Origin of the sequence: Cuspidothrix issatschenkoi CHARLIE-1 (genome assembly GCF_002934005.1) — a bacterium.
In the GTDB taxonomy this organism is placed as follows: Bacteria; Cyanobacteriota; Cyanobacteriia; order Cyanobacteriales; family Nostocaceae; genus Cuspidothrix; species Cuspidothrix issatschenkoi.
This window is the reverse complement of sequence record NZ_PGEM01000004.1, coordinates 19,102-42,665: the sequence shown is the minus strand read 5'-3', so window position 1 is coordinate 42,665 and position 23,564 is coordinate 19,102. Positions and strand designations below refer to the sequence as shown.

Below are 23,564 nucleotides of genomic sequence, written 5' to 3'. Positions count from 1 at the left end.
TCTAAAGTGCGCCCTGCTGGAATCGAACCAGCCTGAAGACGAATTATGAGTTCGTTGCCTCCCCAATCGGCCAAAGGCGCGTGTTTACTAGGAATTTAACCTGGTATTTGCTGTTTAGTCATTAGTTTATGACTTTGACTATGACCACATTACACCATCCTACCATAATTTGGCAACCTGTAAACTATCATTAAAAACAGTTGCAGATTTTGACCGTAGTTCAGTTTCCAGATAAATAACACCTGGGGGCAGATTTTGCCAGTCCTAGCAAAGCCAAATTTAAAAATCCCTAGTAGCATATATAGTAACTAAATCTCAATTCCTATTTTCGCTGTGTAATAACTAGACTCGGGTCAACCACCCATCACTTCCCTTCGGGTAAGTGAGGGCTTGTAAAAGCCTAGTTGATCAGACTCAGTTCTTAACGGAACTACGTTAGAGGTAAGAGTTAAAGACCTACCAGGGAATGCGTAGCTAGTTCCCTGCTCTAGAACTTAAAAGTTAAACAGGCTTAAGGGTTAAACCAGTGCTTTTAAGATAGTTACCGACCTCTAACATTGTCAAAGCTAACATTACCCCAGAAATGGGAGGCTCTTCGGAGCAAAATATTCTGTCCAAAGTATTTGTTTTAGACACTGAAAAAAGACCACTCTTTCCTAATTAATCCAGTAAATCAATTCACAAAGACAGTTACGAATATGGAAAATCAAAGATTTGTTAATTGCTCAACTGTCCCTTTTATTGTTTGTGCTGGCGCACAAAATTACTCAAGGGACGTTTCACAATTAACCCTCCATTCCTCCCATCACCAAACTGAGTACAGTTTTGGTGGGGGTCTCCTGGAGGTTTAGATGAAAAATAATACCACTGTACTATTAACTTTAATTTTGTTAACCCTGATGTTGGGAGCAGGTTCTGCTAGTGGTTTTTTAGGATTTACCTTGGGAAGTATGGCACTTAAAGGGGTCACTACGCCTGATGGTCGTCCTGTGGCGAAATTTAAAAGCAATAAAGGTAATAATCCAGAACAAGAAAGTACAACTTTTCTCAAAGAAGAAGATATTCTTAAAGTTGTTAAAGCCAGAATCAGGGATAAAAACCAGGATAATAAAGCAGAAAAGTTAGAAGATGAAGAAAATATTCAAGTTAATAAGCCACAACCCAAGGACACCCCTGAACCCGCAGAAGAAACTATTCAACCAGGTTTTCCCGTGGTTGCTGAAAGTGAAGGCGTAATTATGTCTGTAAAATCTGTGCGCTATTCGGGTGGTGATTTATTGCTAAGAGTAAATATGCAGAACAAAAGTGGTGATTCTGTCAGGTTTCTCTATAGTTTTTTAGATATCATTGACGATAAAGGCAGAACGTTAAGCGGAATTACGGAAGGCTTACCCGCCGAATTACCTAGCAAAAGTAGCGAATTTAAAGGTACAATTAGTATTCCTACCACTTTACTTGATGATGTGAAACAGATATCTCTGTCTTTGACGGATTACCCGACTCAAAAACTCAAGTTACAATTGTCGGATATTCCTGTAGAGAAAACAAATTAACTTTCAATTTCCGATTTGGGAATTGTGTTTTTTAGACTTCAGTTTAAAAAGCCAAAATTTCCACCTTTTTCCATCGGGTAAATTCTAGACTACTTAGACAGTGAGTGCTTTTTCTACCTTAAGTTTGACAGATGTGGGGCTGCGGTTATTTAGCGTGCTAGTGCTGATTGCTATCAATGCCTTTTTTGTGATGGCAGAGTTTTCCATGGTGACAGTGCGGCGAACTCGTATCCAACAGTTAGTACAAACTGGGGATTTAGGAGCGATCGCTGTAGAAACATTACAAAAGAGTATTGATAGACTACTATCCACCGCCCAATTAGGTATTACCCTTTCTAGTTTGGCACTAGGTTGGATTGGAGAAGGTACAATAGCGGTCTTAGTAGATCAATGGTTTGAGTCCTGGCCTTTATTTTTGAGATTTAATTATTTATTAGCTCATTCTATATCAGTCCCCATTGCCTTTTTTGCCATTGCTTATCTGCAAATTGTTTTAGGAGAATTATTTCCTAAATCAGTAGCAATGTTGTATTCAGAAAAGTTAGCGAGATTTTTAGCCCCATCAGTGAAAGCAATAGTCCGTTTTTTCAGTCCTTTTATTTGGATCTTGAATCAATCAAACTATTGGCTATTAAGATTATTTAGAATTGAATACACAGGTCAAAGTTGGCGACCGCCAGTCACACCAGAAGAATTACAATTAATTATCTCTACCGAAAGAGAATCTACAGGTTTGGAAAATGCAGAACGGGAACTATTAAATAATGTCTTTGAATTTGGCGATATTACTGCTGAAGATATCATGATTCCCCGAACTAGCATCATTGCCCTACCCATCAACGCCACATTTCACACATTACTTAAAGAAATTATATCTACAGGTCACTCCCGTTATCCCATCATTGGGGAATCATTGGACGACATTCGCGGTATAGTTTACTTCCAAGATTTGGCACCACCTTTAGCTTTAGGAAAAATCACACCAGAGACAGAAATTAAAACCTGGATGCATTCCCCGCGATTTGTTCCAGAACAGACTCTTTTAAGTGAACTTTTGCCCATGATGCAGCACGAGAAACCAGCGATGGTGATGGTTGTGAATGAGTTTGGTGGTACGGTGGGATTGGTAACTATTCAAGATATTATTGCCGAAATTATTGGTAATGCTGGTGAAACTGATAGTCGTGATGAATTATTGATTCAAATGTTAGATAAACAGACATTTTTAGTACAAGCACAAATTTATTTAGAAGAAGTTAATCAAGTTTTGCAGCTCAATTTACCTTTAACTAGAGAATATCAAACTTTAGGCGGATTTTTACTTTATCAATGGCAGAAAATACCCAATAAAGGAGAAATATTCAATTATGAAAATCTGGAATTTACGATTATCTCAATTATTGGTCCACGTTTGCACCAAATTCAAATTAAAATTTTAGAGTAAGAATTCAGGAGTCACCGAGTCACCGAGTCAGAATATTTGTTTGTAGCGGGAATCATCCATCAACAATAGAACTTACGCAACTGGAACATTGGTGGGGTGTGGTTCGGCAAGCCCGCCAACCATGTCAGACTGCATAAATCATGTAAATAAACAGATTTCTGATATCTGACGCACCCTAAAACTAATCATAGCAAGGGTTTCACTCTTACCCCTTGCCTTCTGCTATGACAGATAATAATTTCAAGGGAAAATATCCCGCAAAGACAAGATATTGTTACAATATTTAACAACGTTGATATATTTGGTGGCTTCTTCATGATGGTTAAGACACTTCCCCCTAGTTCTCGAACAAGTCAGGAGGACAGTCGCGGAGGCGAATTGTCCGTAATTGAAGTAGTAGCGGCACAAAGTACGGAGACTTTAGTAATTAAATCGGCGGAAGTTTCTCGACAACCAAGACATAGGGCGCGGTTGACAATGGGGTCAGAACCGGAGACGGTGCTATATGATCCTGTAGAAATACAAGCACAATATAGTAGACAATTTTTGCAGGTTTTTCGGCGGATTTTGACGGTTTTACAACCAACTCTTTCCTTTGCCTTTGGCTTATGGTGGGATAAGCAATGGAAAATTGTGGTTAAAAATGAACGTCGTCGCGCCGTTCAACTCAGAGAATTATTAACAAAGTTGGGGCCAGCTTACATTAAAATCGGTCAAGCCCTATCTACTAGACCAGATTTAGTGCCGCCAACTTATTTAGAAGAATTAACAAGACTCCAAGATCAATTACCAGCTTTTCCTAATGAAATAGCTTATCAGTTTATTGAGGAAGAATTGGGAGCGCCACCGACAGAAGTTTATGCAGAATTGTCTCCTCAACCAATTGCGGCGGCTTCTTTAGGACAGGTATACAAAGGAAAATTGAAAACTGGAGAAGAAGTTGCAATTAAAGTACAGCGCCCAGATTTACGGGAACGAATTACTATAGATTTGTATATTTTGCGGAATTTGGCTGGCTGGGTACAGCGCAACGTGAAACGAGTTCGTAGTGATTTAGTCGGGATTTTGGATGAGTTAGGCGATCGCATTTTTGAAGAAATGGATTACATTCATGAAGGCGAAAATGCAGAACGCTTTTTTGAATTATATGGTCACATGAAAGATATTTATGTACCAAAAATTTACTGGGAATACACCAACCGTCGCGTTTTAACGATGGAGTGGATTAACGGGATCAAATTAACTCAACCGGAAAAAATTGCCGCATTAGGAATCAATGCCCGATATTTAATTGAAATTGGTGTCCAGTGTTCTTTGCGTCAGTTATTAGAACATGGATTTTTCCATGCTGACCCCCATCCAGGTAACTTATTAGCGACGATGGATGGTAAATTAGCTTATCTCGATTTTGGCATGATGAGCGAAGTTAAACCTCCCCAACGTTATGGTTTAATTGAGGCCATTGTTCACGTCGTTAACCGAGAATTTGATAGTTTAGCCAAGGACTATGTAAAGTTAGAATTTCTCAGTCCAGAAACCGATCTCACCCCTATTATTCCAGCCTTTGCGAAGGTATTTGCTAATGCCCAAGGTGCAAGTGTTGCGGATCTAAATATTAAAAGCATCACCGATGATTTATCGGCTTTAATGTATGAATATCCCTTCCGTGTACCACCCTATTACGCTTTAATTATTCGTTCTCTTGTGACTTTAGAAGGGATTGCCATTTATATAGATCCCAATTTCAAAGTTCTCAGTGAAGCCTATCCTTATGTTGCTAAACGGCTATTAACAGATCCCGCCGATGAGTTAAGAACTTCATTAAAAGAATTGCTGTTTAAAGATGGTAAATTCCGTTGGAATCGTTTGGAAAACTTGTTAAAAAATGCCCGTAGTAACCAAGAATATGATCTCAACTTAGTTGTCAATCAAGGAGTAGAATTTCTCTCTTCTGAACGCGGTTCATTTATTAGGGATAGATTAGTTGATGAATTTTTCTACAGTATAGATGCTGTTAGTAAAAATGCCCTGCATAACTTCACTTATCTACTCAGAGAAAGAGTAGGAATAACAGCAGTAAACCAAATTCCCTCAGCTACCGTTGAACAACAACAAACCCTAGAATATATTAAACGGATCGCCGGGATTTTGCGAGAAACTAAAGGCTTTGATGCGACAAAATTAGCTCCCCAATTAGCCCAAATCATTGTTAATCCTGGAGTACAACTTTTAGGTCAACAAATTGCCACCCGTGTTACTCAAAAGGCTATAACTCGGATAATTCGGGAATTATTAGCATCTGAATAATGTCTGAACTATGATTTGTGGCGTTGCTGATTTGATGTATGAAAATGAGTTTTGATGATATCCAAACCCTTGTAGTATTGTAGGGTGCTTTAGGATGAGATCAGTAACGCACCAAACCCTTGATAATGGTGCGTTAGCGATAACATAACGCACCCTACGTATCTTTTCAAGAATCAAATATTATTCCCATATACACACAAAGTGATCAACTCTGAATCCTTACGGTTTTCCAAGGCTATGGCAAAATTGATTAAAGTTGTCATCCAATTATTATTCCCAGCATGACCGTAACTATTCCTAATCTCCCCAGTCTTTACGAACCCTTCTCCACAGAAGCCAAATGGCAAAAATTCTGGGAAGACAATCAAGTTTACAAAGCTGACCCCAACCACAAAGGCGAACCCTACTGCGTCGTTATCCCTCCACCTAACGTTACTGGCAGTCTGCACATGGGTCACGCCTTTGAGGGGGCTATTATTGATACCCTTGTCCGTTACCACCGCATGAAGGGACGTAACACCCTGTGGCTACCGGGAACTGACCACGCCAGCATTGCAGTACAAACGATTTTAGAAAAGCAACTCAAAGCCGAAGGTAAAACTCGCCATGATTTGGGGCGGGAAAAGTTCCTAGAACGGGCTTGGCAATGGAAAGCGGAATCTGGTGGGACAATTATTAACCAGTTAAAACGTTTCGGGGTATCCGTAGACTGGACGCGGGAACGCTTTACTTTAGATGAGGGTTTATCGAAAGCTGTTTTAGAAGCATTTATTCGCCTTCATGAAGAAGGATTAATTCATCGTAGTAATTATTTAGTGAATTGGTGTCCCGCTTCTGGTTCGGCGGTGTCTGATTTAGAAGTAGAACCCAAGGAAATAAATGGGAATCTGTGGTATTTCCGTTATCCCCTCAGCGATGGTTCGGGCTTTCTGGAAGTGGCGACAACTCGCCCAGAAACCATGTTAGGTGATACAGGTGTGGCGGTTAATCCCCATGACGACAGATATAAACACCTGATTGGGAAAACCGTAACTTTACCAATTATGAACCGGGAAATCCCCATTATTGGTGATGAATTAGTAGACGCGACTTTTGGGACAGGTTGCGTTAAGGTGACACCTGCCCATGACCCCAATGATTTTGAAATGGGGAAACGTCATGATTTGCCGTTCATTAATATTATGAATAAGGACGGCACACTCAATGAAAATGCTGGTGATTTTCAAGGTCAAGACCGCTTTGTGGCGCGGAAAAATCTGGTAGCCCGTTTAGAAGCTGGGGGCGTTTTAGTCAAGGTTGAGGAATATAAGCATACAGTACCCTATAGCGATCGCGGAAAAGTCCCTGTTGAACCTTTGCTTTCTACTCAATGGTTTGTGAAAATCCGCCCCCTAGCTGATAAAACCTTAGATTTCCTTGATACCCAAGATTCCCCCGAAATTGTTCCTCAACGCTGGTCTAAAGTTTATCGTGATTGGTTGGTAAATCTGCGTGATTGGTGTATTTCTCGTCAGTTGTGGTGGGGGCATCAAATCCCCGCCTGGTATGCTGTCAGCGAAACTGAGGGAGAAATTACCGACTCTACCCCTTATTTCGTCGCCCGTAATCAAGAGGAAGCTTTAGAAAAAGCCAAATTGCAATTTGGGGAAGATGTAAAATTAGTTCAAGACCCCGATGTTTTAGATACTTGGTTTTCTTCGGGACTGTGGCCATTTTCCACGTTAGGTTGGCCAGAGGAAACTCAAGATTTAGCGACATATTACCCCACCACTACCTTAGTTACTGGTTTTGATATTATCTTTTTCTGGGTAGCCAGAATGACCATGATGGGTACACATTTTACTGGAAAAATGCCCTTTAAAACTGTGTACATTCATGGTTTAGTCAGGGATGAAAATAATAAGAAAATGTCCAAATCAGCAAATAATGGCATTGACCCCTTATTGTTGATTACTAAATATGGAACTGATGCTTTACGCTATACCTTAATTAAGGAAGTAGCGGGCGCTGGTCAAGATATTCGTTTAGAATATGACCGAAAAAAAGATGAATCTGTTTCGGTCGAAGCTTCTCGCAATTTTGCCAATAAGTTGTGGAATGCTGCCCGATTTGTAATGATGAATTTGGATGGACAAACTCCAGCCCAATTAGGTCAACCAATTCCCACAGAATTAAGTGATAAATGGATTGTTTCCCGTTTCAACCAAGTTGTTAAACAAACTAATCATGACATTGATAATTATGGGTTAGGTGAAGCAGCAAAGGGACTTTATGAATTTATTTGGGGTGATTTCTGTGATTGGTATATTGAATTAGTTAAATCCCGATTACAGAAAGATGCAGAACCTACATCTCGCAAAGTTGCCCAACAAATCATTGCCTATATTCTCGAAGGGATTTTAAAATTACTCCATCCCTTTATGCCCCACATTACAGAGGAAATTTGGCAAACTCTCACCCAACAACCTGCAGAAAATCCCCAACTTTTGCCTTTACAAACCTATCCTGAAGCCGATGAAAACTTGATTGATTCAGCCTTAGAAACACAGTTTGATTTATTGATTGGCACAATTCGCACAATTCGCAATTTACGGGCAGAAGCAGATATTAAACCAGGGGTAAAAATTACTGCCAATTTACAAAGTGAAAGCGAAAGTGAAATATTTATTCTCACTGCTGGACAGGCTTATATTCAAGATTTAGCCAAGGTAGAAACTTTAACAATTGTTGATGCCAATGTTAATGTTAGTCCAGTTATTACTCCAGAAGAAATTCTACCAGTTGTAGATAATGAATATAATGAATATCCTAAATATTTGGATGGCATTAAAATCATTGCTATTACTATTATCGCCTTAATTAGTTTGCGAGTAGGTACATTTGTGGGTAATACTGTTTTAGATATTCCCTTATTTGGTACTAGCTTTGAAATCATTGGTTTGGGTTATACCGGCTGGTTTATCATTCGCTATTTACTCAATGCTGAAGCTAGAGGGAAGTTGTTAGCGAAATACTTCCCACCCAGTGAAACACCCACTGCAATAGTCGCAGAAACACCTATAGAAACAGAATTACCACCACCGCCAGAAAAAGAAAATTCCATTGCGGGTGTTGTCGGGACCGTACAGGTAGTCATCCCCTTAAAAGGTGTTGTAGATATTGAAATTGTGCGGGCAAAATTAGAGAAAAGCTTGCAAAAAGCTGAAGCGGAAGCACAATCTTTAAGTGCTAGATTAAGCAATTCTAAGTTTGTAGATAAAGCACCCGCAGATGTAGTTCAAACTGCCAGAGAGACATTAGCAGAAGCCCAAAAACAAGCAGAGATTTTACGCATACGTCTGCAAACGTTGTCTTAGCTATCGCCTGTGTAGTTTATTATTAGGTATAATGGGTGATTGGTAATTGGTGATTATTTTCTATTCCCTCTTACCTATTCCCTATTCCCTATTCCCTATTCCCTATTCCCTCCCTCTTACCTATTCCCTATTCCCTATTCCCTATTCCCTAAAAATTATGTTATATCTAGCTCAAGTACATAAAAATGCTTTTTTAGATCAATATCAATTACATTTATTAGCCCGTCAAGAATCAGAAAATTTTTGGTTAACAATTGCCGACAGCGATAGCGTGGTGTTAGCCATAGAAACTTTAATTCTTTTGGGAAAAGCTAATGCTATCAGTAATAACTTATTAGTATTAGTTGAACTATCTCCCACAGGTGAAATTCAAAGATTTGAAGATGCTACCCCATGGGTAATTAATTTAGTTCAAACCTATCTTTCTACAGGAATTACTCCTGAATTTCTTAAACAAGAAGCTGAAAAAGTCGAAAGTTGGCAGCAAAATCTAACTTTACAAAATCAAGATTTAGCTCGTCGTAGTTTGGAATTAGAAGCCCGTCGTGAACAAATAGAGGCACTAGAAGAAAGTATTAAATGTGAAAGAAATGGCCGTGAAAAAACAGAAGGATAAATAAAAGGATAAATAAGCGGTACTACGGGCAAGATGCTGGTACCCCAAAGTTCAAGTACATTGATTTTATAAAATTTATGTGACATATCCCTATGGACTTTCTTCGCTTTAACACGACTTAATTTAACCCATTTATATGAAGAATTGTATTAGTCCTGACATAAAAAATTTCTACCTTATTGACTTTTATTCTTAAAAGATCTAAAGTTTTTTTTAGAAGTAATTGCAAGTAATTTGCAAAAATATTGAAAATTATTCTTGGTGGAGTAGAAAAATGACCATGGGCAAACAAGGGTTATGGGGTGTGGGTGTAGGATTGTTAGCCTTGACTAGTACAGTTTTCAGTGGTTTAGGTTCTATGGAAATAGCCGTTGCTAACTCTCCTGTAAATCAACTAGCACCACGCTTAGTTGTTCAAAAAATGAAAACTTTAACTATAGTTTTTCCTAGTCGTTCTGATTCTACCGACTTGCAAAATAAGGCTAATAATGTAGCTGCATTTTTATCCAAAGAAATAGGAATTCCTGTCAAAGCGCAAGTTGGTGATGATACAGCCGCAGTAGAAGCTTTAAGAGCTAATCGTGCTGATGTAGCATTTTTAAGCAGCCGTCCCGCGTTGAAAGCTGAACAATTAGCAAATTCTCGTTTATATTTGGCGGAAGTTCGCAAAAATTACTCTGGTAGATACACTTATAATTCTGTTTTTGTTGTTCCCAAGAATAGTCCATTAAAAAGTAAAAATTCTGCCAAAGCAACTTTAGAACAACTCAGAGGAAAAAATATGGCTTTTACTTCTCCTACCTCTGGTTCTGGGTTTATTTTTCCAGTAAGTGAGTTAGTAAAACAGGGTTTTATTCCTAATCGAGATAGTTTAGATAGTTTCTTTGGTAGAATTAGTTATGGTGGTAATTACAGCAAAGCCTTAGATGCAGTAGTTAGAGGTCAAGCGGATGTAGCTGTAGTATCAGAATATGCTCTTTTTCCCCCTTATTTAGCCGCAGAAAATAGAGATAAAGTTAGAGTTTTACATAAGATTTCTGGTGTTCCTGCCCATGGTATTGCTATTGATGATGATGTTCCAGTTTTAATGAGAGAAAAGTTAATTAATGCTCTATTAAAGCTGAATAAATCAGAAAATAATCAATTGCTCACTAGCTTATATAATTCTACCGAATTGGTGAGAGTTGATCATAATCGCCATCTTAAACCAGCGAGGGAAGCGTTAAAAAATGCAGGGATAGAACCTTAAAGGAAGCAGGAGGAACAAATCATGCTTTGGGTTCACCCTCTTCTACCTTCGATAAATTATAGCCACAGCCACTAAGATTAGGACGTAAAAATTATAATTAGTAAGGGTTTAGCATTGCTAAACTCTTATAAATGAAGATTATCTAATGTCCTAATTATAATCGCTATAGCTATGGTTGATGAGAATTTAGAACCTCGACATTTCACAGGAAAAAGTGCTGTCTGGGATCTTATAGTTTATGATATTTTGTCAGCAGGTTTAGTTATGACTATTTACCAAATAGCAAATACCAATTTCCATTTATCCAATTTATCTAAAAGCAACGTGAATTGTATTGAATGTTCTCATGTAGAGTCAGATTATGTTTCATCTCTACAGCGGCCAATTTTGAATAATATTAACTGTCAAATTAATCAAGGAGAATTTGTAGTTTTATTAGGTTTAAATGGTGCAGGGAAATCAACATTATTGAAATCTTTTGTTGGTTTAGTGTCTTTAGTGCAAGGACAAATTAAAGTTAATGGTGTTTCTCTGACAAAAGAAAATTTAACCCAAATTCGTCGAGATGTGGGGATGTTATTTCAAGGAGGGGGATTAATTCGCCAATTATCAGCTATTGATAATGTATTATGTGGCAAATTGGGAGTGAGAAAAACCCAACAAACTTTATTTGGATTTCCTCAACGCGATCGCACATTAGCATTAGAATTATTAACACAATTAGGTTTAAAAGAACAAATGTATCAAAAAACTGGTCAATTGAGTGGTGGACAACAACAAAAAGTAGCCATAGCTCGCGCATTAATGCAATCTCCACAAATACTTTTAGCTGATGAACCCACAACAGGACTAGATGTAATTGCTTCACAGCAAGTAATGGAAACTTTAGCAGAATTACATCAACAAGGTTTAACTATCATAACTGTTTTACATGACTTATCCCTAGCGACAAAATATGGCGAAAGAGCAATAATTTTAGATAGTGGAAAAGTTATTTATGATGGTAAATGCGACAATTTACAAGAGAAGTTTTCCTATATCAATAAATAACCATGAAGAATAGTTATTGTCTGCAATTTTTAAATCGTTATCCTTGGTTTATTCCTCTACTTGTTCTCCTATTTATGATAGGGGTTTATATTTGGGCATTACAGGGGTTAAAAGTTGATTTTGAACTACTGAAAGATAGTAGTCCTTATATTATTGATTTTATTTCTCGGTTATTTCCTCCCGATTGGAAAGTTTTAAATATTGCGGTTAAAGGATTAATTGAGACTGTACAGATGTCTATATGGGGAACATCCATAGGGGCAATTTTATCATTACCAATTGCCATAGCTAGTGCCAGTAATATCGCCCCTTTATGGTTAAGATGGATAGCCAACTTATTACAAAATGCTGTTCGTTCTGTACCGTCAATTATCTTAGGTTTAATCTTTGTTGCTGCAACAGGTTTGGGCGCACCCGCCGGCACATTGGCATTATCAATATATACCATTGGCTATCTTGCAAAATTTTATCAACAAGCTATAGAATCAGTAGACCATCGTTCCTTAGAATCTTTACAAGTTATAGGTGCATCTAGAATCCAAATTGCCCAGTATGGGATATTACCGCAAATATTACCGTTAGGTTTAGGTTATACCCTATGGATGTTTGAATATAACATCCGTGCGGCTTCGGTTTTAGGAGTAGTTGGTGCTGGAGGTATAGGTTTTCAGTTAAAAAGTTATATAGATGGGTTTGAATATACCAAAGCTACAACTATGATGTTAGTGCTATTAATAGTAGTGACAGTTATTGATTGGTTTAGTAGTAAGCTAAGGCGTTATTTAGAGTCAATGTAGGAGAAGGCAGGAGTTCAGGAGGAAAGATCAAGGAAGAAGGAAGGAATAAGAAGATAATTTTCTCCTCTGCTACCCTGCCTTCTTCTTATTTTCACCTGTCTTTGAGTTTTAAAGCTTCTGTAGCTGACATTCCCTCACCTTGAGTACCGAAATACCATAAGGCCGCGCTAGCCTCAGCGCGAGTAACGGGTTTTTTCGGTTGGAATAGGGTTGTATAGCCAAAAACTCGGCGAATATTCGATTGTTCGCCATTTTGGAAATCAGCTAAAACTGCTCTTAATGCTTTTGGTTCAATGCTACCTGCATCTTGAAATCCCCATGTTTGTTTAACGGCTTCTAAATTGGCTGCGGGTAAAGCTTGACGGGTATCTAAAGGAACTTTCCACAATAACAATTGTTCTCGCGTTAGCGGTGCATCGGGACGAAATAAAACTGCTGTGGCATCTCCAGACAAAGCACTGGGAATTAACCCTGCTTCGGCTAATCCCTGAATGACGGGAAAATCAGGATCTTTGGCTAAGATATCCCTAAAAGCTGGTTGAGTGCTGGAGGATGCTAACCGAATTTGTTTGGCTGGGTTCTTAGCATACATGGCATTATTAGCGGCAACTAACCAGCGGGCATATTCTCGACGGGTAATAATTTTATCAGGGATAAATTCGTTTGTTTTGGGTTCAATGGATAAAACGCCCAATGCCGCTAAGTCTTGAATATGCGTTAGCTGTGCTTGCCGAAGGCTTCGCCATTCTGGAGGCGCTTTTTGAATATCAACAAATTCTTGTGCTGCGGATATCTCCGGTTGGGTAGTTGGTTGGGTGATTACCTGAGTATTATTAGTCTGAGGTAATTTTGGACCAATAAACTGAGTATCGCTGGGTGGGTTAACTGGGTTTTTGGCCGTACTTTGAGAATTAGGGGAATATTCAATTACTAATTTAGTAGCTGTTTGGGGTTGATTGGGTTCAGCTTTGGTAACGGTTTGTGGTTTAATTGTGACGTTGATAACTAAATTATTCCGTTTAGCTGTAAAAGCACCCTCGATATCGTCTTGAGGTTGTTGGACAATTTCCCAGTTTTTAGCCTGAAATTGTTGACGATAAAAGCTAGTGATTATATTACTAGGATCTGCACTTTGCCAGCGAATTGATATTTTATTTTCAAAATTAGTTGGTGTAACTTCCTCTAATTTGGCATTGGCATAAACGGGAATATCTGGGGGAAAATCAGCAGGTAACTGAATTGTTGATGTGTTTGGGTTTGGTGTTACTTGCTGACTCTGAGGTTTGCCAAAAGGAGCAGGACTATTTTGCAACTGAGGATCAGCAGCTAATGATTGTTCTAGATTTTTGGCAGATGGACTGTTAGTACAGGCTGTTAAGGATAGTAAAACAGCTAAACTCAGGAATACAGCAGGGTAGTTACGGGAAAACACAAAGAAATCACAAATTGATTTTCACCTCCTACACTAGCATTTTTGGGGCTGGGTGACTGGGGAACTTCTGTCATCAGGTAAGTTGCTATAGAAATCCGCTTTGATTCCCCATGTTTACTCCTGTAGTCAGGGAATAAAAAAGACATAATTGATACTTACTGATTTTTGTTTACTATGATTCAACCTCGTAAACAGTTTGCTCAACATTGGTTAAAAAGTGATAAAGCTCTCAATGCAATTGTCCAAGCGGCTAATTGTCAAAAGACTGATAAAGTCTTGGAAATAGGTCCTGGTACGGGAATTTTAACCCGGCGGTTATTACCATTGGTGCAATCTTTACTGGCTGTAGAAATTGACAGAGATTTATGTAAATTACTGGTAAAACAAATCGGTGAAAAAGAAAATTTCCTACTTCTACAGGGTGATTTTCTCACCCTTGATTTACCGTCCCAATTAACAGCTTTTCCTAATTTTCAAAAGCAAAATAAAGTTGTTGCTAACATTCCTTATAATATCACGGGGCCAATTATTGAAAAGTTACTAGGAACTATTGCCAATCCTAACCCCCAACCTTTTGATTCTATTGTGTTGTTAATTCAAAAGGAAGTAGCAGAAAGATTATATGCTAAACCTGGTTCTCGAACTTTTGGGGCGTTGTCGGTGAGGGTGCAATATCTAGCAGATTGCGATTTAATTTGTACAGTTCCGGCTGCGGCATTTCATCCACCACCAAAGGTGGATTCTGCTGTAGTCCGGTTGACTCCGAAACAAATAGAAATTTCGGCTAATGACCCCAAAAAGCTAGAAAATCTGTTGAAATTGGGATTTGGGTCGAAGCGCAAAATGTTAAGAAATAATTTGCAATCGGTAATTGAACGAGATCACCTGACGCAATTACTGGAACAATTAGAAATAAATCCCCAAGTCCGCGCCGAAGACCTTAGCGTTGCACAATGGGTATCACTGGTAAATATAATCGGAAATGAGGCAGAGGGCAGGAGTCAGGAGTCAGGAGGGACAAACGGCCGTTCGCCCGTACAGGAGTAAAATTGACTTTGTGTATAGGTTTCAATTTAGATTCTGTACCTCATGGATCTGCAATCTGTTGTCATTATCTTTTGTGTTGGCTGTCAACTGTCAACCGTCAACCGTCAACCGTTAATCATCTCCTGTTATGCGTTCCTATAGCTTAATTGCACCTGCAAAAATCAATCTGTATTTAGAAATTATTGGTAGTCGCCCTGACGGGTATCATGAGTTAGCGATGATACTGCAAAGTATAGATTTATCTGACCAAATTGATATCCATGCTGCCAGTACTGAAAATATCCGCGTTTATTGTGATCATCCCCAAGTCCCCACAGATAAAACTAATTTAGTTTATAAAGCAGCCGCATTAATGGCGGAAAAATTTCCCGATGCCTATAGTAATTTTGGTGGGGTGGATATAACTGTTAAAAAACATATTCCTGTGGCTGCTGGTTTAGCTGGAGGTTCGACAAATGCCGCAGCAGTATTAGTAGGAATGGATCTACTTTGGGATTTAGGATTAACTCAATCAGAATTGGAAGAATTAGGTGCTATTCTGGGTTCAGATGTACCATTTTGTATTGGTGGAGGAACAGCGATCGCTACTGGTAGAGGTGAACAACTTTCACCCCTACAAAGTTTAGATAATTTACATATAGTCTTAGCTAAATATCGCAGTTTAGAAGTTTCTACACCTTGGGCATACAAAACCTACCGCCAATTATTTGGGATTAACTACATTCAAGATTCAGAAGGTTTAGCAGCTCGTGCAACTGCTTTTCATTCCGAAGCTATGGTTAAAGCCATTTCAAATAAGAACACCACAAAAATAGTTCAAGAATTACATAATGATTTAGAAAAAGTTGTATTACCAGCCTATCCCCAAGTTTTGCAATTACGGGAATTATTCGCTAGTCAAGCCGGGGTTTTAGGTACAATGATGTCAGGTTCAGGCCCTTCAGTTTTTGCCATTGTTGAATCTCAAGCCCAAGGAGAAATAGTCAAGCAGCGCATACGAGAAGCTATTCCTGATGAGGATTTAGAATTGTTTGTGACCCGAACAATTAAACATGGAATTAAAATCGCCTAATTTATTACTAACACTGTTATGAATCAACCACAACAAACACCAGCAGCAGATAGTTCAACTCAGGTAGAAATAACTCCTTTACGTTGTGTAACTGGGTCTATTATATCGGGAGGATTTTCCTTTGCTGCCTATTCTTTAATGATAGCGATCGCTACGACTTTTGCCAATAAACCTACCCATTCTGACAACCAAACCGTGATTAATATTGCTTCTGCTGTGCGAACTTTAGTAGTAGGTATAGTAGCCTTGGGCGCGGGAATATTTGGTTTAGTTGCATTAGGTTTATTCGCCTTATCAATACAATTATTAATCCAAAAATTAACTACTTCCAAAAGTAATTAGGGCAAGATGTAAAAGCCTGTTAAGCTGAGGAAAATTTAATTTGCATATTTTTGATTGTGGACAAAAAGGATTAATCCTTCTCCTCTGCCTCCTGCCTTAATTTCTCCCTAAAGCTACGGGTGTAACTAATTCTGAAGTATTTTTGAGAAATTGCAACTTAGTATTTTTTGCACCTGAGTTTAACTGATTTTTTTTGCGCCAATTTGCTGGCGATAAACCATGATGTTGGCGAAACTGGCGGGAGAAATGACAAGAATTTTGATAACCAAGATTGGCCGCAATTTCTTCAATTGTCTGATTAGTATTTTCTAGTAAAGATATGGCGGCAATCATTCTCCGTTTAACGATCCAAACATTGATTGGTTTGCCTGTTTGTTTAGCCACTTGGTTAGTTAAATAGGCTTGAGAATAACCCACCGCTTCAGCCACATCAGATAAAGTAATTCCTTTATGATAATTAGCTTCAATATAATCAAAAATATTTTGTAGATGGGGAAGATTAGGAAAAATTGACTGAGAATTTACGGATGTAGTGGGTAATTCTGTTAATAATGCTGGATGAGCATTTGTAGCATACCAATATCTTAACAGAGCTTGTTTTTCTAATCGAATAGCGATCGCTCGCAGTAACTCATCCCTCTGCACAGGCTTAGTTAAATAATCATCTGCTCCCCATTCCATAGCTTTTCGCCAGGATATTTTACTATTAATATTTGTCAGAAAAATAAACGGAATAATTGCTGTTAAACGATCTGCCCGTAAATTACTTAAGACAGTACAACCATCCATATCTGGCATTACTAAATCGCAAACTACCAAATCAGGGAGAAATTTTTTGGTTAGTTCCAAGCCCATCAGCCCATTTTTTGCCCCTATAACAGAATAGCCATGAGACTTAAGAGAATCTAAAACAAAATTGCGACTTATATCGTCATGATCAATGACAATTATTTTTTTTGATATTGGGTACATAATTGAAATTGCTAGAGATTCGTGTTTTTAACTATTACTAAATTCGCAACGTGACTAACTCATCAATATAGATATGATTTGAACAATAGGCAACACAAAATTAACAAAACTAGAGCAAAGAGTTAATTATCTATATCAATAATTTCTCTTTGCTGTTTTTATAGTTCAGTTTGAATACATCTGAATTTTATCAACAAAATTTCAGGAATTTCAACTTAGTTGCATAAGCTCAAGAATTGTTGTTTATCTGCTGATTTATGGAGTTACGTGAACACTTGAGTGTATATACATAATGTAGCGATATTGTCAATCCATATTTTTGGGATCTTCTAGTTCTGATTTCTAATAAATAGCTAAATTATCAGTTATTTAGCCGATATTACTAGATTTTGTCTTATTTTCATTCAACAACGGAACAATATACAAAATCATCCGTCTAGAGGAATAAATTTTTAGCTTTAATTTGCCATAAATTATTTAGCATCCTTCATAAGTAAGAAGTCAGGATTTACGCATTGACAGGATCAACCAAATATGGGGTATGGTTTTGGGGCATTTTAAGATTATTTTTTGATGATTTTTAAGCGATAGCTATTGAACAGAAGTTAATCGCTAAAAGCCTGAAACGACGGATTTTCGTTCATGCACATCATAGTTGATTTGTACAGTGCGTAATTCCTAGAAGTAATTTTAAAAAAATATAAATAAAGTTTATGTATAATAGTTAACAAAGATTGGAGAGTAGGTGATAATTATACGGATTATTCATTGCTTGTTAAAATTATTAAAGAACTGACTAAACGCTTGATAATTCAAGTAAATTAATTTAACTATGCCAAATAATTAGCAGAAAACAACTAGACTAAGTTTACACATAAAAAATTAAAAATCTGGTATTTTATTAAATGTAAAAATAAGATCAAAAAAATAATCAAGTTGATCAAAAAAAAGCTCATGTATTGGGATGTGAATTTTAGGTAGTCTTAAAGAAGACAGCCGATTGGATTAATAAATAATCAGATTTAAAAAACATCCTTGCAGCTACAAATGATTATTGTTTAGAAACAGGAGTGCAATTTATGAACCAAAATATTAGCGGATATAATGCGGCGATCAACAAAAAAATTAAAACTGAACAAGTAGAACAAATCATCAAAGCAATTATAGCGGGTAAATATTCTTGGGCTTGTGTTTTAGTTTTACAATTTGCTGGTTACAATCCCATAGACTATATACCCTATCGTACTTATATCAGATTGCTGAAAACCAACTGCTTACTCGGAAATTCTCAACAAAATTAGTCAGGGTTTTCGCAAAAATTAACAGATTTATTGTAACTTACTCAAGTGCATACTCCTAATATCCCATCAAAATGGTTAAATTTTCAAACTGGATATGTTTAACTTTTTTTGATTAAAGAAAAAGGAAAGGTAAAGTTACAGTCCGAATTAATCACCATTATATGGATTTTATGATCTATCCAGGTACAATTCATAATCATCAGATGCCAGTAACACTTCAAGAAATTATATGGCACAAAAAGCTAGAAGTTGCAAAAATGCAACAAGACATGACCTGGGCTTCTTTACAACGTCAATTAAGTTCTGCTCCCACTGTGCGAGACTTTTCCACGGCTTTACAGCAGAGTATTTATAAACCTAGCTTAATTGCAGAAGTTAAAAAATCATCTTTTTATCACAGTTTAATTAGACCAGATTTTGAGCCAGTTACTATTGCCCAAGCCTATAAACGGGGTGGAGCATCTTGTTTATCTGTAGTTACTGATAAAAAATTTTTTCAAGGAGGTTTTGATCATCTTCGGGCGATTAGATATAGAGTAGCAATACCCCTACTTTGCAAAGATTTTATTATTGATCCCTGCCAAATTTATCTAGCCCGTTCGGCGGGTGCAGATGCAGTATTATTAATAGCTGCTATTCTTACAGATAAGGAATTAAAAAACTTTTTACGAGTTATTTACTACTTAGGGATGAATGCTATTATTCAAGTCAATAATTTACATGATTTGGATAGGGTTCTAGAATTAGAAGATGCTCGGATAATTTCTATTAATAACCAGAGTTACAGTGATTTTAGTAGTAATATTCACATCACTCAGGAATTAATGGACGCTAGGCGATCGCAACTCCAAAAGTTAGGCATTTTAGTTATTAGCGAATCAGGAATAGAAACTCCTGAAGATTTATCTTTTGTGGCTGAAGCTGGTGTCCAAACGGTGATTATGGGAGAATCTCTACTCAAAGAACATGATTTAGAATTAGCTGTAAAAAATCTCCTGCAATCTAAATTTCCCATCCATCATTAGACATTTTGGGATGAATATACAGCATATTTCATTCAAATGAGGTACAACCATAATCAAACTTTTGTGGTGCGGGCATACTATGGCTAACGCTACGCTACGCGAACAACAAGGTCAGTACAAGTCTTGCCCGCAAAATGTGTACCTCATAACTTCGCAAACTGCTGTATATAATAGGTGATAAGTGACAGTTTTAAAAGTCTTTTAGGTCTTAACGCTATTATCTACGGCTATATTAATCCTAAATTAGTTATGAACAACAATATCCCCGACTTCTTTAGAGAAGTCGGGGATCTAACTTTCCTAAATCAGATGTAAGGATTTTACCATTTTTTCTTTCTCTGTGATCTCTGTATCTCTCCGGTTCGTAAAAAAATCCCGAAATCGAGCGTATCTTTATCGAGAATTGGTATTAGACACCCTCTAACAAAGGTTTCCACCAATCACGATTATTGAGATACCATTCTACGGTTAAACGCAAACCTTCAGTGATTGTTACAGATGGAGTCCAACCCAATTCTGTTTTTAGCTTATTAGCATTAATGGCATATCTTCGATCATGTCCAGGTCTATCCTTCACAAAAGTAACTAATTTTTCTGCTGGATATACTGGTAAATCTGGGACTAACTCATTCATAATTTGACATAAATTTTGGACAAGACTAATATTTTCAACTTCGTTATTGCCACCAATATTATAATTTTCTCCTGGTTTGCCATGGTGAATAACGACATCTAAAGCACGACAATGATCACCCACATATAGCCAATCACGGACATTTTTCCCATCTCCATAAACGGGTAATTCTTTACCAGTTAAAATATGAATGCACATTAGGGGAATTAGTTTTTCAGGAAATTGGAAGGCTCCATAATTATTGGAACAGTTGGTGATAATTGTGGGTAATTTATAGGTATGATAATAAGCGCGAACTAAATGATCACTGCCAGCTTTTGATGCTGAATAGGGACTATTAGGACTATAGGCTGTAGTTTCCGAAAATGCTGGATCATCTGCTGTCAGACTACCATAAACTTCATCGGTAGAAACATGAAGAAAGAGATAATTATCAGGTTGGGATTTTGCTTCCCAATGTTGACGAAAAGCTTCTAATAAAGTAAAAGTTCCTACAACATTAGTTTGCACAAATGCAGCAGGCCCGGTAATAGAACGATCAACGTGAGATTCGGCAGCAAAATGGGCTATGGTGTCTATATTTTCTGCCAAAATTATTTCATCTACCAAAGAGCGATCGCTTATGTCCCCCTGAATAAATCGGAAATTCTCTTTTCCTATCACCGAGGCTAAATTATGAATATTTCCCGCATAAGTTAGAGCATCTAATACCACTAATCTATCATTGGGATAAGCTTGACACCAATGATGAACAAAATTAGATCCAATAAACCCAGCACCCCCTGTCACCAATAATCTTCTACCCATGAAATTCTCTATTTATTCTGTAAATATTTCTTTTTAATTTTACCAAAAATTCTCTGTATGAATAATTTTGATAACCGCATTTTTGTGAAATCGGGAATTTTCGCAGAATAATTATTTTTATGATCAAAGAACTGATTAATTTCTGTTAAAATTACCCCCAATCGTTGGATAATATTCTCAGTTCTATATTCTGCTAACACAGTTTCTGATAAAGTTAGTTGCGTCGCCGATGCTAAAACTTTTAAAATTCTATCTACGTCGTATTCTAGAGCATAACCCGAAATTTTATAACAATTAAAACCCGGATCTAAATAATCAGATAATCCCCCATTCACACTAGAAAAAACTTGACAACCACAGGCTAAAGCTTCCATTGGTTGTAAACCGAATCCTTCGCTAACTCCTTGTAGTTGCCAATATTCGGCAGAATCATAAAGGTAAACTTTAGCACGATTAAATAAAGCAGGTAAATCTTCTACATAACTATCAACAACTAACACATTACATTTTTTTTCTAAAGCTGGAATTAATGATTTAATTAAATATTCCGAAGATTTCCGTATTTGCACTAAAACATCAATATCTCGATTTTGATGCAAATTTGTAAAGCCATCACTAATTTGATTTGGTAAATAATAAATCAGCGAATTTGGTGCTTTTTGTCCCCAATAACCTAGAGTATTTCTGCTAACTGTAATAATGGGAATATTAGATGGTAAATTTATTTTATAACCTGCACTATGGGCATGATAAATTACATGATATTTTTGTAATTTAGCCGCCAATTTACCAACATTAAAACCCCAACTAATCACAAAAATTACATTATCTAAATTTTGCTCTTGTAATAAATCATCTAAAAATAATTTACCAGATTCTTTTTGACGATAGGTAACTACTTCAGCTTCACAAATTTGTTGAGCTAAAGCCACAGTTTTCAACTCCGCCCACAAACCGCCACAAGCAAATTTACCACCCGTCCCTGGAACTAAAAAATAAAGCTTTCTCATAACACTAAATATCTAAATTTAACCTTTATAGCAGGGAACAGATTTGAAAATTCTTTGGTGTATAGTTTTTTAGGTAAATTCTGTATCTCATTCAAGTGCATACCGCTATATAAATGAAGAGTCTAGGTAAAAATCTTCTTCTCTTGTTCTTTTCTTCCTTCGTGTCCTTCGTCCCTTCGTGGTTCATTAAATCCTGACTCCTATTCCTCCCAATATACCTTTACAAAATAACTTTCTTTGCCCCAAAAATCACGGGCAATGCTAATATTTTCAATAGCTAAATTAAAGGGAATAGATGTTGTAATATAGCGCTGGGTGAACATTCCTAAATCTGGGGCAATTTCTGCTGCTGCTGTTGCTGCTAAACCTAAACCAATGAGTTGTTCAACTGGTCGAAATGGTAGTAAAAAAGGCACAGTTACAGATAATCCCAGGGTTAATAACATCGCTACAGATACATTTGTGCCACAGCGAGGGTGTAGGGCTAAATCCCATTCTCCATTGGTAAGACGATGTTTAGCTAATGTTACCGCCCGGCGTAAATCGGTGATATTGACATCACCATAGAGAAAAAATCCTTGTTCTGTAGATAAACCTCCTAATAATTCATCATCTAATTGGACATTAGTTGTTGATGAAGAGGAATTTTTATTTTCACCTAATAACCAAACAGTGGCGTGTTCTAAGGCGTGAACTTGACGTAACATGAGCATTTCTTTTAACCCTGGGACAAAAGATAGCTGTTGGAGTAAATCAGCATCTTGGTTAGGGTGAGGTGCAAGAAAGTCAAAGCTAAAGGCAGAAGAGTTGTCAGAATAAGAAGTATTCATAAGTAGTCGTGGAAAATAGATTTTATAGCTAGGAGAGGGAACAGGGGAGCAGGGGGGAAAATAATCTTCTTCTTCTGTCCTCCTGAACTCCTGATAGCGTTCACCTAGTGTGCCGAATTCATAGCGTGGCGTTAGCCATAATCCTGAATTCTTAGCTACTTACTTATTTAACGCCTAATAATTCTACGTCAAAAATTAAAGTAGAGTAGGGAGGAATTACACCACCAGCACCACGCGCACCATAACCTAATTCTGAGGGGATGATTAGTTTACGACGGCCACCTACTTTCATGGTGCTTAGTCCTTCGTCCCAACCTTTAATTACTTGTCCTACACCGATTTTAAACTGAAAGGGTTGACCGCGATCGCGTGAACTATCAAATTTAGTACCATCTTCTAAAGTGCCGGTGTAGTGAACCACGACGGTTTGTCCAGATTTGGGAGTTTCACCTGTTCCCTCTTGTATTTCCTCATATTTTAATCCAGAGGGGGTAGTGACAACATTGGCTTCAGACATTGTATTGCTCGCTATTAGAGTATTGTTTTCTTGAATTATGGTAGTGGTTGGTTGTGTTTGGGTTAGTTGCGAAGCTATGGCAGTATCTTGTTTACTACCAATTTGGGCAAATACTAAAACACCAACACAGACCAGCATTAACACCACACTGAGGAAAATTCCTTTCAAAATTAGCCCTCTTAAGTTTCAATTATTGGTAATTA

General features: G+C 37.4%; 19 protein-coding genes and 1 tRNA gene. 13 read left to right on the top strand and 7 right to left on the bottom strand.

Features of this window, described 5'->3' with window-relative positions:
* Window positions 1-7: 7 nt before the first annotated feature.
* A tRNA-Ile gene (locus tag CUN59_RS00675) sits at window positions 8-80 on the bottom strand.
* Window positions 81-851: 771 nt separating this feature from the next.
* Between CUN59_RS00675 and CUN59_RS00670 the strand changes: the two genes are divergently transcribed.
* From CUN59_RS00670 to phnE, 8 genes are all read left to right on the top strand, one after another.
* Window positions 852-1,553 (top strand): hypothetical protein, encoded by a 702-nt coding sequence (locus CUN59_RS00670; RefSeq protein ID WP_104386027.1) that lies wholly within the window; start codon window positions 852-854, stop codon window positions 1,551-1,553.
* A gap of 100 nt (window positions 1,554-1,653) precedes the next feature.
* Window positions 1,654-2,997, top strand: a complete 1,344-nt coding sequence (locus CUN59_RS00665; RefSeq protein WP_104386026.1) for a hemolysin family protein — start codon at window positions 1,654-1,656, stop codon at window positions 2,995-2,997.
* A 315-nt stretch (window positions 2,998-3,312) separates the two neighbouring features.
* Window positions 3,313-5,304: an ABC1 kinase family protein gene (locus CUN59_RS00660; protein ID WP_104386025.1), complete on the top strand. Its 1,992-nt coding sequence runs from the start codon at window positions 3,313-3,315 to the stop codon at window positions 5,302-5,304.
* A 281-nt stretch (window positions 5,305-5,585) separates the two neighbouring features.
* Complete coding sequence (locus CUN59_RS00655; RefSeq protein WP_104386024.1) at window positions 5,586-8,660, top strand: valine--tRNA ligase; 3,075 nt, start codon at window positions 5,586-5,588, stop codon at window positions 8,658-8,660.
* A gap of 157 nt (window positions 8,661-8,817) precedes the next feature.
* Complete coding sequence (locus CUN59_RS00650; protein ID WP_104386046.1) at window positions 8,818-9,276, top strand: HmpF-related protein; 459 nt, start codon at window positions 8,818-8,820, stop codon at window positions 9,274-9,276.
* A 274-nt stretch (window positions 9,277-9,550) separates the two neighbouring features.
* Window positions 9,551-10,525 (top strand): phosphate/phosphite/phosphonate ABC transporter substrate-binding protein, encoded by a 975-nt coding sequence (locus tag CUN59_RS00645; RefSeq protein ID WP_104386023.1) that lies wholly within the window; start codon window positions 9,551-9,553, stop codon window positions 10,523-10,525.
* A gap of 264 nt (window positions 10,526-10,789) precedes the next feature.
* Complete coding sequence (locus tag CUN59_RS00640) at window positions 10,790-11,575, top strand: phosphonate ABC transporter ATP-binding protein (RefSeq protein ID WP_104386045.1); 786 nt, start codon at window positions 10,790-10,792, stop codon at window positions 11,573-11,575.
* 2 nt (window positions 11,576-11,577) lie between these two features.
* Window positions 11,578-12,372: a phosphonate ABC transporter, permease protein PhnE gene (gene phnE, locus CUN59_RS00635; RefSeq protein WP_104386022.1), complete on the top strand. Its 795-nt coding sequence runs from the start codon at window positions 11,578-11,580 to the stop codon at window positions 12,370-12,372.
* Window positions 12,373-12,463: 91 nt separating this feature from the next.
* Here phnE and CUN59_RS00630 read toward each other — a convergent pair whose 3' ends face one another.
* Window positions 12,464-13,804 carry an S-layer homology domain-containing protein gene (locus CUN59_RS00630; protein WP_104386021.1) on the bottom strand — a complete coding sequence of 447 codons (1,341 nt, stop codon included), beginning with the start codon at window positions 13,802-13,804 and terminating at the stop codon, window positions 12,464-12,466.
* A 174-nt stretch (window positions 13,805-13,978) separates the two neighbouring features.
* On the opposite strand from CUN59_RS00630, the gene rsmA reads away from it, so the two are divergent.
* From rsmA to CUN59_RS00615, 3 genes are all read left to right on the top strand, one after another.
* Complete coding sequence (gene rsmA, locus CUN59_RS00625) at window positions 13,979-14,851, top strand: 16S rRNA (adenine(1518)-N(6)/adenine(1519)-N(6))-dimethyltransferase RsmA (protein ID WP_104386020.1); 873 nt, start codon at window positions 13,979-13,981, stop codon at window positions 14,849-14,851.
* A 127-nt stretch (window positions 14,852-14,978) separates the two neighbouring features.
* Complete coding sequence (gene ispE, locus CUN59_RS00620) at window positions 14,979-15,923, top strand: 4-(cytidine 5'-diphospho)-2-C-methyl-D-erythritol kinase (protein ID WP_104386019.1); 945 nt, start codon at window positions 14,979-14,981, stop codon at window positions 15,921-15,923.
* A gap of 18 nt (window positions 15,924-15,941) precedes the next feature.
* Entirely contained in the window at window positions 15,942-16,265 is a 324-nt protein-coding gene (locus CUN59_RS00615; protein WP_104386018.1) for a DUF3082 domain-containing protein, read from the top strand.
* A gap of 96 nt (window positions 16,266-16,361) precedes the next feature.
* Here the strand turns inward: CUN59_RS00615 and CUN59_RS00610 are convergent, their stop codons facing one another.
* A complete protein-coding gene (locus CUN59_RS00610; protein ID WP_104386017.1) occupies window positions 16,362-17,237 on the bottom strand; it encodes a response regulator transcription factor in 876 nt (291 codons plus the stop codon).
* A gap of 1,079 nt (window positions 17,238-18,316) precedes the next feature.
* On the opposite strand from CUN59_RS00610, the gene CUN59_RS00605 reads away from it, so the two are divergent.
* Complete coding sequence (locus tag CUN59_RS00605) at window positions 18,317-18,538, top strand: HetP family heterocyst commitment protein (RefSeq protein ID WP_104386016.1); 222 nt, start codon at window positions 18,317-18,319, stop codon at window positions 18,536-18,538.
* Window positions 18,539-18,708: 170 nt separating this feature from the next.
* Window positions 18,709-19,563: an indole-3-glycerol phosphate synthase TrpC gene (locus CUN59_RS00600; protein WP_104386044.1), complete on the top strand. Its 855-nt coding sequence runs from the start codon at window positions 18,709-18,711 to the stop codon at window positions 19,561-19,563.
* 409 nt (window positions 19,564-19,972) lie between these two features.
* Here CUN59_RS00600 and rfbB read toward each other — a convergent pair whose 3' ends face one another.
* The 4 genes from rfbB to bamJ all read right to left on the bottom strand — a co-directional run bounded on the left by rfbB (window position 19,973) and on the right by bamJ (window position 23,529).
* Window positions 19,973-21,004 carry a dTDP-glucose 4,6-dehydratase gene (rfbB, locus tag CUN59_RS00595; RefSeq protein ID WP_104386015.1) on the bottom strand — a complete coding sequence of 344 codons (1,032 nt, stop codon included), beginning with the start codon at window positions 21,002-21,004 and terminating at the stop codon, window positions 19,973-19,975.
* An 8-nt stretch (window positions 21,005-21,012) separates the two neighbouring features.
* On the bottom strand, window positions 21,013-22,014 hold the full coding sequence (locus CUN59_RS00590; protein ID WP_104386014.1) for a glycosyltransferase: 1,002 nt from the start codon (window positions 22,012-22,014) through the stop codon (window positions 21,013-21,015).
* A 200-nt stretch (window positions 22,015-22,214) separates the two neighbouring features.
* The gene (locus CUN59_RS00585) at window positions 22,215-22,844 is read right to left on the bottom strand and encodes a DUF6391 domain-containing protein (protein ID WP_104386013.1); all 630 of its coding nucleotides are present in this window, start codon (window positions 22,842-22,844) and stop codon (window positions 22,215-22,217) included.
* A 163-nt stretch (window positions 22,845-23,007) separates the two neighbouring features.
* Window positions 23,008-23,529, bottom strand: coding sequence for a BamJ family beta-barrel-assembly machinery protein (gene bamJ, locus CUN59_RS00580; RefSeq protein WP_104386012.1), 522 nt, complete (start codon window positions 23,527-23,529; stop codon window positions 23,008-23,010).
* Between the last annotated feature and the right edge of the window lie 35 nt (window positions 23,530-23,564).